We start from the raw sequence: 9,396 nt of genomic DNA, 5'->3' as shown, positions 1-9,396 counted from the left end.
TGTCACCCCTTAGCTAACTGGACAGTGAACACCACACCCGCAACAGGATTACCCAAAGGTGGTGTGAAGTCCCAGCGAGCTGGCTCGCCAACAACCTCACACACACCCTCCGGTAAAACCACACGGTCATAGGCGCTAATCTGAGTGCCTTTAGGGGCGTAAATCTCCCACCCTGAAAGAGTAGAAAAATCACGCCCCAACACATCATTCTCAGTACGTTGACGAGGCGCTACACCAAACACATGGATCACCTCATCAACCCAGGAAACCGTGGCGTTACCATGACGGTCTTTCACACCATCAACACGACGGCGAACAGTCACAGGCACAGAAGCCCCAAACAGCTCAGGAAAACTCACACCGCACCCCCAGCAGGGAACACAGTGAAAGCACGCCCCGAACGCCGAGGCCCACGCAAAAGAGCCTTATCCTGAGACGACAAAAACACGTTCCCATCGCGGGAAGAAGCGAAACTAACCGTCTGCGCAAACGGGCCAGCCGTAGACTGCAAAGAATCAATACCAGAGGGCACATCCGAAGATTCCAAAGACCGGCGCACCATACGATTCACCACAAGCTCAGCAATATCCGCCGAATAGTTACCGGCATCAATCCGCCCCTGCAAATCGGGGTAAGAAGCGTGAACCATGACCGAAGCCTCAAAGATTCTCTGCTCCACCAACGAATCATCTGCGGCTATCTCAGGTGCGTGAGCGCGAAAACTCTCCACACTAGAAAAAGGAATCACGCCCACACCTCCTTACTTACGGCGACCACGTTTAGCTGGCTGAGTGAAATCAGGTTCACTCTCAGACTTATCAGGCTCAGGAACCTTAGTTGCACGTGTCACTGGCTTCTTCACAGGTTCAGAAAGCAAATGCTCACCAACAAGCCCACCAGCCCACGAAGGAACCTCAGAACCAGCAGTGAGAACCACAGGGAACCCATCTTCACCGCGCACAGTAGTATTAGCGACAAGAACCGCCATAACAACTCCTTAAACAAAAACAGCCACCATCGCGGTGACTGTGAAACGGGAAGAATCAGAGACTAAAGAACAGTCGCAGTGAAAGTAGCATTCGGGTTAGAAACAACCGGAAGCATAATCGCAGAAGCCTTTGTCCAAAGAGTCAAAGGATCTTCCTTGATGTAAGAGCCAACCACGATGCCAGGCTGTTCAGTACGATCAATGTTGTACTTAGGCTGGCGAGCCTCAGCAGTAGTACCCCAAAGAGTCTGACCGACGAAACCGTTATCACCAGGAACAAAAGTAATCTTGTTCTCCGATAGGAAAGGCTTACGCAGGTTACCCGCAACAGGCGCGTTAGCACCATACACGCGAATATTCGGCAGACCGTGCGCCGCAAGGTAAGACTGCATATCCGCGATAGCAACGTAGGAGCGGCCAGCATTAGCACCGTACACAGCGGTAGCGAACTTCTCATTCGCCAGCAGAGTGTTCAGAACCTTCTGCGACACCAGAACCTCACCAGCGTAAACGCCGTTGGTCTGACTGTAAACGTTCATCCAGTTCACAAGGTCAGCGAACGGGTCAGCCTCAGCAGTAGACCAAAGATTAGCCGCAGTCTGAGTATGCTCAGCCTTACGCCCGTAATCAACGTCAAGGAAAAGGCCATTCTCACGAAGAGTAATCTTTCCCTCTTCGAGAACCTGCGCACGAGCGAACTCAGCACGATTCACAATAGCCTTAGCGAGCTTCGCCGCGTCATCCATCTGACCGGCAACAACCTGGTCACGCTGCTTCAACTGCTTGTACTCGCCGCTGGGAATCTTAATTGAGATGGGAGGTAGCTGGCCACGCATCACGATCTGACCCTCATCTTCCATAATGGGAGACTCAGCATCGTAAGCACGGTACTCAGCAGTAGTACCAAGCTGATTACCACCAACAATGGTTTCGTAATCAATGTCATCAACAGTGTTGTCAGGAAGAACATTCGCCAAAGTGAACTGACCAGCCGCGTCCTGCGCGCTACGAACATTCTCCAGAATAGTGCGAGCATAATCAGTTAGCTCACGTGCAGTACCGAAATCGGAGTTATTGAATTCCATGTGTCACGCCCTTACGCAAAGATGATTCGACCGGTAGCAGACTTCTGAGAAGCCTCTGACACGGTAACAGGTAGGTTGGCGGTCTTTACACGACCATGTTCAAGAAGCGCCGCACCAACACCATTAGCAAGGTCAGCAGGAGCCTTCACAGGCTGGTACAAGAAACCAGCAAGCTCACCATCACCAGTGAGCAAACCATACTTACCAGATGAAAGCTTAGTGAGCGGAAGCCCAGACTTCACGATCCCATTTTCAAAGTGGTCAGCCGCCTTGAAACCAGAAGTCAGGTCAAGGGTAATGGTCTGAGTAGCATCAGTACCATGCGCGGAGCCAAGCCAAGCGTTCTGGCGACCATAACCCGCGTATTCAACAGTCAAGTTCATAACTCAACCCTTTCTACAAGTATTTTTTAAATTCACGATTAGCCCGCTCACGGCCAGCAACAATCTTCACATCCGAATCATCACGATCCCCCGGCAGGAAATCATGACCCAACGGGTTACGCGAAGAAAGATGCTTACCAAGAACCTCAGCGGACTCTTCAATCTCATCAGCAGTATCACCAACAACGAACCGGCGCAGCTCATCCGGGAGCTTATGCCGACTAGCAGCCTCCGAAACCAGCGCCCGCTTCTCAGCGGCTTCACGCGCCGACTGCAATTCGGTTAGCTGTTCAAGAAGTTCAGTGTTCTTATCCGCCAACGCCGAATAGTCACTTTTGAGAGCTTTCACGGTCTTACGCAGGTCAGCGTTTTCTTTACGCTCCGCTTTCAGGGCGTTCAAACCGCCCTCACCTAGCTCTTCATCTTCCTGAGAAGAAACCTCACCGGCAGAATCAGTTACGGTTTCGTCCACCGGGGACTCAACTTTCGCTTCTTCCTCAACAACGGTTTCTTTGTTTTCGTTTTCAGTAGACATCTACCGACTCCTTTAGGTTTGATCGCCACACGAGGCGAATATAAATGAACCCCACATACCGGATGCGGGGGAAAACTATTTGACGGTCACACCATCAGTCACAGCGTCAGGGTGAAGCCTACGGAACGACGCAGCAATATCTTTCAACTTATTACTCCCTGAATCCTCCACGGCCTCACGATACATAGAGTGAAAATCATCTGGTAAATATCCAGCAGGATAAGAACCGCCCGGCTCAACCCGCACGACCTCGCAGTCACAATCATCGTGGTACTTACGAGAAGCACCAGCAGAACCACGGCTCTTATACGAGACACCACGGGACGCAAGCATCAGACAGAAAGAGCATGTCTTACTCCCCTTTGGGACACGGGCAAACCCAGCCCCCTCACGGTGAACATTATGCTCCACTGTGCGCCGCCCATAAGCCCGAACCCAACGAGTCACTTTAGACCCAACCAGCGTAGCCATACCCTCTGGGTTATCAGACCACAACCCGCCAGCAAGACGACGAACAGACTGCTCCATGTGCTCGTCAGAAAGACGCGCATCAACCGGGGCAGGAACAAACTTACCCGCTGCACCAGCCGCCGCCCGCGCTTCCTCGTAATACTCAACCGCAAGCTCAGCAGACACCGGGCCGAACCTATCAACCAAGCTAGGAATAAAAACAAGAAGCTCATCACGTACACGCTCAGGGTCAGAGAAATCCTGCGTAGCAAAATACCTCACCAACGCGGAACGGATACTCTCATCAAGAGCTACCTGCCTGGCACGGTAAGCATCAATCACCGGGTCAGACATCCCTACTCACCCTCATATTTCAAAGTGATAGGACGACCATCAACAAAGGCAAGGCCAGACAAACCAACCTTAGCCGCCGCCACCTCCGGTTTCACGCCAGCACGAATAGCCACACCTAAAGCATCAAACTTCTTCTTCAATTCGTCTGCCCCCCCCCCCACTGAATCAACAGTAGAAACGGGAGCACGACCAGCAATAAGCGAATCAACCGCGCTAGAAGCCGAAACCTTACGCGCATACGCAAGATTCCGGTCAATCTGATGAGCCGTCAAACCAGCAATCTCCATAGCAACACGAGGATCACCATCAGGAAACGCAGTCCGAAACTTCAACGCAGCATCAGCACGAGCCGCCACAGTAGGAGTCCCAGGATCACGGAAATGAGCACGAACAGAACCAAGAGAAGCCACCTGCTCCCTAGTCTGCCCACCATAAGCAACCGCCACAATATTACGCAACAAATCAGAACGAGCACGCCCAATATTCGGCAACTGCGACTCAACCATCGCCACCATATCCGACTCCGAAGCAAGAATAGCCTCAGCAGACGAAGGATTATCATGAACCACACCAAGATAACCCAGCGGGATAGTAGTCTCAGACGAAACCATACAAGCAATCGAACGGAGCATCTCTGAATGAGGAGTCATCGAAGCCTGAGACAACTGCACCAGCTCAGGACGAACCAGCTTACCCTCATCCTCATCAAACACATCAGGCAAACCCCACACGCCACCAGTCATAGCAGCAAGAGGCGAAACCCGATTACCATTACCATCCGTAAAGTGCATCTCATCCGCGCCTAAAAGAGCACGCTGCGGAGCACTAAAATACTCAGCTGTCGTCTCCTGGCGCAAAAGAGTACGCACCGCAACATCAGTCAAACCACGAAGCGGACGAGTAATCCGAGAACGACCAAAAGGATTATTCAAATCAGGCCGCCACGTAAACACCGTACACGGCACAGTATCGTACTCATCAAAAGGAAGGACAAACTCAGCAGAAGCCCGCCAAGACCCCTTATCATTCACAACCGCAAGACACTTACCCGGAAGATACAAGAAATACTTATCCGCATTCACCATCTCCAACGCGGCAGTCACAAGACCAGTACGCGGATCAACCTCAGCAGAAGCCTCCTCAGCAGAACGCACAATAATATTCAACTGTGGCCCACGCCGGGCAGGAGTCACAAAAACAAACGAGCAACCATACTGCATAGCCGACTCAATGGCGTAGCTTTCTTTAGCCCTGAAATCATCCTCACCCAGAAGATTACTCACTCCATCAAGGAATCGCCCACCATCAACAGCGGTGAACCCGTCCCCACGGACACGAGCGGCAGGAACAGAGACAGCTTTCTCAGCCCACCCGATAGAAGTCTCAAAATCACGCATGTGAGGCGGAATCGAAAACCCAATCTCATTGAGCCGCGTCTTAGAACTGTGATAATCACGAATCAGACGATTACCACCAAGATGAGACTGAACACGAGACTTCAAAACCTCAAAAATCTTCAACTCATCGCCAGACAATTTCTGCACCCTGCACCCCCTCTACCCAACAATCGCGCCACGAGAACGACGCTCACCAGAACGCCGCCTCCGACCAAACTTAGAACCACCATAAAAAGCACCCATCACCGCCAACACAGGCGCAAGCTGAACATCAGACGACGAACGCCCCACCTTAAACTCAGACGAATGACGAGACAAAGGAACACGCACCGCGCCCTCAACAGAAAGATTCAACTGCTCCTGATCAAAATGCGAAATATTCCCCTCAACCTCAACAGCGAACTTCATCATCGAATAAGCCTGAACAAGCTCAGCAGAAGAAAGAACATGCACCTGCACACCACGATTACGCAAAGGAACCTCCAGCAACGCACGAGCACCAGAAAAAGCATCCACCACAACAGGCACACGACGCTTACAACGCTCCCACAACCAATCCACAAGAGCAGAAACACCCTGCTCACTAAACGCAGAATCAGCCGCCAACTCCACATGCCTAACCCCATCAGGGTCACCAACACACACCGCGATAGAAACCCGCGTACGCTCAGGATTCATATCCAACGCAAAACACAACGGGTCACCATCAGGCGCATCAGCAACAGCACGAGACTCCCACGCCCCAAAATCAAACGCCGCAGTCACGTTTCCTTTAGGGGAAGGAAACATGTTCAAACGCTCACGAGCAAAAGAACGAGCCGACCAACGCGAATGCTCAGTCTCAACCGTCCTCAGCTTCAAACGCCCACCAAGAGCAGGATTAGCATCTGCCCAATTCTTACGATCTGCCACAAAAACAGTAAGCTCAGACTCACTCATCTTGTCCACGTCACCAGAAGCAGAAAACTCAACCCAAGCTGAATGCTTATCCTGACCAGTAACCGCAGCATTACGAATACGCATAAATGGAGCGCCACGCTCCCCCACCTCAGCAGGAGGAGTGCCCAAATAAATAGTCACAGGGTCGCCAGATGGAGAAGCAGAAATAGTTGGCTCTAGAGCCTCCTGCTGCTCCGTCTCGTACTCCTGAGCCTCATCAACAACGAGAACATCATAAGAAGCACCACGACCAGCAGCGGCAGAACGCGCCGACACCTCAATAAGACCACCATTATTCAACACAATGGCTTCCTGGCCATTCGTGCGGCGAACTTCAGTGACCATCGCGTTCAACTCAGGAAACCGCGCATTAGGGTCATCAACCTTCTGCCCAAAAAAATTAAGCAACCGCTTAAAAGACTTCTTAGCAGTAGGCAACAACTGGGCAGTATGAAGAATCTTCAACCCCAGCGCAACCATAAGATAAACTTCCACGATTTCCAAAGTGCCATTCTTGCCATTCTGACGAGCAGCACTCACACCCCATGTATTAGCACACCAAGCGCCCTCACGATCACGACGCAACCAAGCCCGCACAACGGTCTCCTGCCATTCATCAGGGAAATATTCAAGACCGCGAAGGAACTCGATAGCAAGATCAGCATCCTCAGTCGAATACCCAGCAGGAACCGGCGCAGTATTAAAACGCGGAGTCTGATTACCCTGCACCGAACCACCACCTAAGCTCTCTTACTCATCTTTTCCTGCAACAGCGCCAGCGGGGTGACATTCTCCGGCAAAGAACCAGGCGAACGCCTCGCATCTTCCCCACCAGCAGCCAACTTCTGCACAATCTGAGTCATAGCAACCTGCTGTTGCCTCGCCTCAGATAAAACACTCTGAAACTTCAAATTAATCACGACAGTCTCAACCTCATCGTTGAGCTTCAAATCATCAACACGGAACTGCATCAACTCCAAGACACCCTTGCCCTGGATAATATTGTCAAGCTCATCAAGACGATCAGCAGTTCTAGCCAGCTCCAAAGCAAGCGCGTTACGCACTGGGTCATTAGACTCCAAAGATTCCCAAATCTCCTGCCCACGCTCACCAAGACCAGCAACGAACCCCATAGGAACCCCCAAAAACTAAAATATGCGTTTGACTAGGCAAAACAAATACGGCTCAAATTATTTAAACCTCAGGGGGGGGATAACTAGACCTGGTGGAGGCAACCGTTCAGTTATGCACCCAGGGTATGCTCCCCAGGGTTGTTCTAAGGCGTTTGTTTTTGCTTGTGTCGTGGTTTGTGCCTTGGATGGTTTTTAGTCCCTTATATGGCTGTGTGTGGGTTTACCATTGTCGGGAGACTTTGAGTGGTTTGATTTTTGCTACTGTGTAGGCTTTTGGTGCTGTCCTGTTTCCTTTGGATCGGTTGCAGGTTCGGCATGATAGGACTTTGTCTGTGTTGTCGCCTACTTTTGACCATGCTGTTACGTGGTCGTATTCGACACTGTTGGGGTAGCCTGGTTCTTGCCTTAGCCATGTGTTGCAGTAGTGGCAGGTGAAGTTATCTTCTTGTATTGCCTGTTTGATTGCTTGGTGGCGTGACTTGCGCCAGTGTTTGTTTGACGTGCGTGCTGGCATAGGGTCGCCTACCTTGATAGCCCGCCTTGTGCATACCCATCTTGTGTAGCATGTGCTATCTCGTGGGCATTGATTGCATCAAGGACTGCGGTGTCTTTGATACTAGGGTGGATGATGTACTCACCTTTATTGGCTTGCTGTATCATGCTTCTGCCTCTGCCTGTCGTGCGCGTTCGATGAGTGCTAACCCTTGTGCATCGCTGATGTAGTCGATGCCTGCTTGGTGGTTCTCTTCGCTGATCTTCAGTATCTCTTGCGCTATACGACGTTGTAGCGGGGGCGTGGTTTCCTCGTAGTATTTGATTGCAGCAATCAGGTTCTCTAGCGGGTTAGGAGGCTGGTATGAATCATTGCTGATACCTGGCATATCTTTGCCTCCTAATCATTCACTAAAACGAAGTCGTCCCGTGTTTGCTGTGATGCCTCGCTGAACCATTCGAATATGTGTTCTATAGCAGATGTAATAGTGCTCTCGTATTCATACATCATACGACCTCTATTCATTTGTTGATTGTGTCCCCTCTGTTGGTTTAGCCAGCCCAATCTTTCTGGTGTACCAGCAGAGGGTTACGCTCTCTCACCTGGGTTCGAACCAGGACATCACGGTTAACAGCCGTGCGCTCTGCCTGTTGAGCTATGAGAGATATGCTCGCACTGTCCTTTGACCCCCATCAAGGTTGGTACGCTAGGGTCTCATAGTCCCCAATGTCTTTTGTTATCTATGAGACCTTGTGCGCGTGCCAGGTCACGAACCTGGTGGTTTCTTCTTCCACGCGCTACGCCCGGCGAGTACGAATACGCCGGCGCTATTTAGTTATCTGGTATTTGGTGTCGTCTCTTACCATTGAGCGGGTGGGTGATTAACCTCGGTACCACCATGGAGGAATTGTTTAGTCGCAGTCCGTGAGGTCTGGCTCTACGAAGTCGGAGGATAGGATTACCGGGGTGTGCCTGTCTTGTTACCAGTCCAAGAGTTCGCGTTCTTCATCAGTCAACATCTTCCGCCGTCCTTTGAGCGTCGCGCGCGTATTCCAGCATTCCAGCGACCACAATGTTTGATGCGCCATCACCGAAACTATCAGCAGTGGCATAGGTGATACCTGAGTACCCATCTTTTTGGACGTGCCCGATAACAACAACATCAGTGAGGGTTTCACCGTCGTCCACTGCGAGCTCAAGTTCGCGCCCGTCTTCTAGCATCACTTTCATCGGCTTACCCTCCCGATAGCTTCCCAAGCAGTATGATCCGCTTTCCCGTGAACCAGTGGTTTGTCCTCTGGGACGGTGAATTGTTTTAGCCCTGGTGCGGTGTTGAATCTGTTTACCCGGTCGTTGGCTTCTTTTACGCGGTCGCGGCGTTTCATCCATGCGATTATTACGGGGTCGATGTTTCCCATGTTCACCCCTTAAATGACGAAAGCCCCGGTAACCGTGATGAACAGTTACCGGGGGTGAATCATCTACACAACCACTTGAAAGGAAATACTATGCCAACGAAACCCAGCTTTGAAAGGATGCGCACTCGTTAAACAAGAAATGACCGGACTCGCCAGCCGGTCAAGTGCTCTCTATCTAGACTTCAAGCACTATAACGTATACTATACCTGCACCCTTTAAT

13 protein-coding genes and 1 tRNA gene are annotated in these 9,396 nt (G+C 51.2%); all 14 read right to left on the bottom strand.

The window, feature by feature from the left end:
* Positions 1-2: 2 nt before the first annotated feature.
* Entirely contained in the window at positions 3-359 is a 357-nt protein-coding gene (locus IDM48_RS04490) for a hypothetical protein (RefSeq protein ID WP_145176242.1), read from the bottom strand.
* Positions 356-748, bottom strand: a complete 393-nt coding sequence (locus tag IDM48_RS04485; protein ID WP_145176245.1) for a hypothetical protein — start codon at positions 746-748, stop codon at positions 356-358. Before IDM48_RS04485 ends, IDM48_RS04490 begins: the two co-directional genes overlap by 4 nt.
* A 12-nt stretch (positions 749-760) precedes the next feature.
* Complete coding sequence (locus IDM48_RS04480) at positions 761-988, bottom strand: hypothetical protein (RefSeq protein ID WP_145176248.1); 228 nt, start codon at positions 986-988, stop codon at positions 761-763.
* A 62-nt stretch (positions 989-1,050) separates the two neighbouring features.
* A complete protein-coding gene (locus IDM48_RS04475; protein ID WP_145176251.1) occupies positions 1,051-2,073 on the bottom strand; it encodes a major capsid protein in 1,023 nt (340 codons plus the stop codon).
* Between the two features lie 11 nt (positions 2,074-2,084).
* The gene (locus IDM48_RS04470) at positions 2,085-2,456 is read right to left on the bottom strand and encodes a head decoration protein (RefSeq protein ID WP_190618251.1); all 372 of its coding nucleotides are present in this window, start codon (positions 2,454-2,456) and stop codon (positions 2,085-2,087) included.
* 13 nt (positions 2,457-2,469) lie between these two features.
* Entirely contained in the window at positions 2,470-2,991 is a 522-nt protein-coding gene (locus IDM48_RS04465) for a hypothetical protein (protein WP_190618249.1), read from the bottom strand.
* 75 nt (positions 2,992-3,066) lie between these two features.
* Positions 3,067-3,795 carry a VG15 protein gene (locus IDM48_RS04460; protein ID WP_190618248.1) on the bottom strand — a complete coding sequence of 243 codons (729 nt, stop codon included), beginning with the start codon at positions 3,793-3,795 and terminating at the stop codon, positions 3,067-3,069.
* Between the two features lie 2 nt (positions 3,796-3,797).
* Positions 3,798-5,339, bottom strand: a complete 1,542-nt coding sequence (locus IDM48_RS04455) for a phage portal protein (protein ID WP_190618246.1) — start codon at positions 5,337-5,339, stop codon at positions 3,798-3,800.
* A gap of 12 nt (positions 5,340-5,351) precedes the next feature.
* Positions 5,352-6,860 (bottom strand): hypothetical protein, encoded by a 1,509-nt coding sequence (locus IDM48_RS04450; RefSeq protein WP_190618245.1) that lies wholly within the window; start codon positions 6,858-6,860, stop codon positions 5,352-5,354.
* Between the two features lie 11 nt (positions 6,861-6,871).
* Positions 6,872-7,264, bottom strand: a complete 393-nt coding sequence (locus tag IDM48_RS04445; protein ID WP_190618243.1) for a hypothetical protein — start codon at positions 7,262-7,264, stop codon at positions 6,872-6,874.
* Between the two features lie 220 nt (positions 7,265-7,484).
* A complete protein-coding gene (locus tag IDM48_RS11855) occupies positions 7,485-7,778 on the bottom strand; it encodes an HNH endonuclease (RefSeq protein WP_190618241.1) in 294 nt (97 codons plus the stop codon).
* A 142-nt stretch (positions 7,779-7,920) separates the two neighbouring features.
* Complete coding sequence (locus tag IDM48_RS04435; RefSeq protein WP_190618239.1) at positions 7,921-8,145, bottom strand: hypothetical protein; 225 nt, start codon at positions 8,143-8,145, stop codon at positions 7,921-7,923.
* Positions 8,146-8,350: 205 nt separating this feature from the next.
* A tRNA-Asn gene (locus IDM48_RS04430) sits at positions 8,351-8,422 on the bottom strand.
* Between the two features lie 343 nt (positions 8,423-8,765).
* Positions 8,766-8,987, bottom strand: a complete 222-nt coding sequence (locus IDM48_RS04425) for a hypothetical protein (protein ID WP_190618238.1) — start codon at positions 8,985-8,987, stop codon at positions 8,766-8,768.
* Positions 8,988-9,396: the final 409 nt, after the last annotated feature.

Origin of the sequence: Rothia amarae (assembly GCF_014705945.2) — a bacterium.
GTDB lineage: Bacteria > Actinomycetota > Actinomycetes > Actinomycetales > Micrococcaceae > Rothia > Rothia amarae.
The sequence above is the reverse complement of the archived record's forward strand: the minus strand, read 5'-3'. Positions and strand labels throughout refer to the sequence as shown.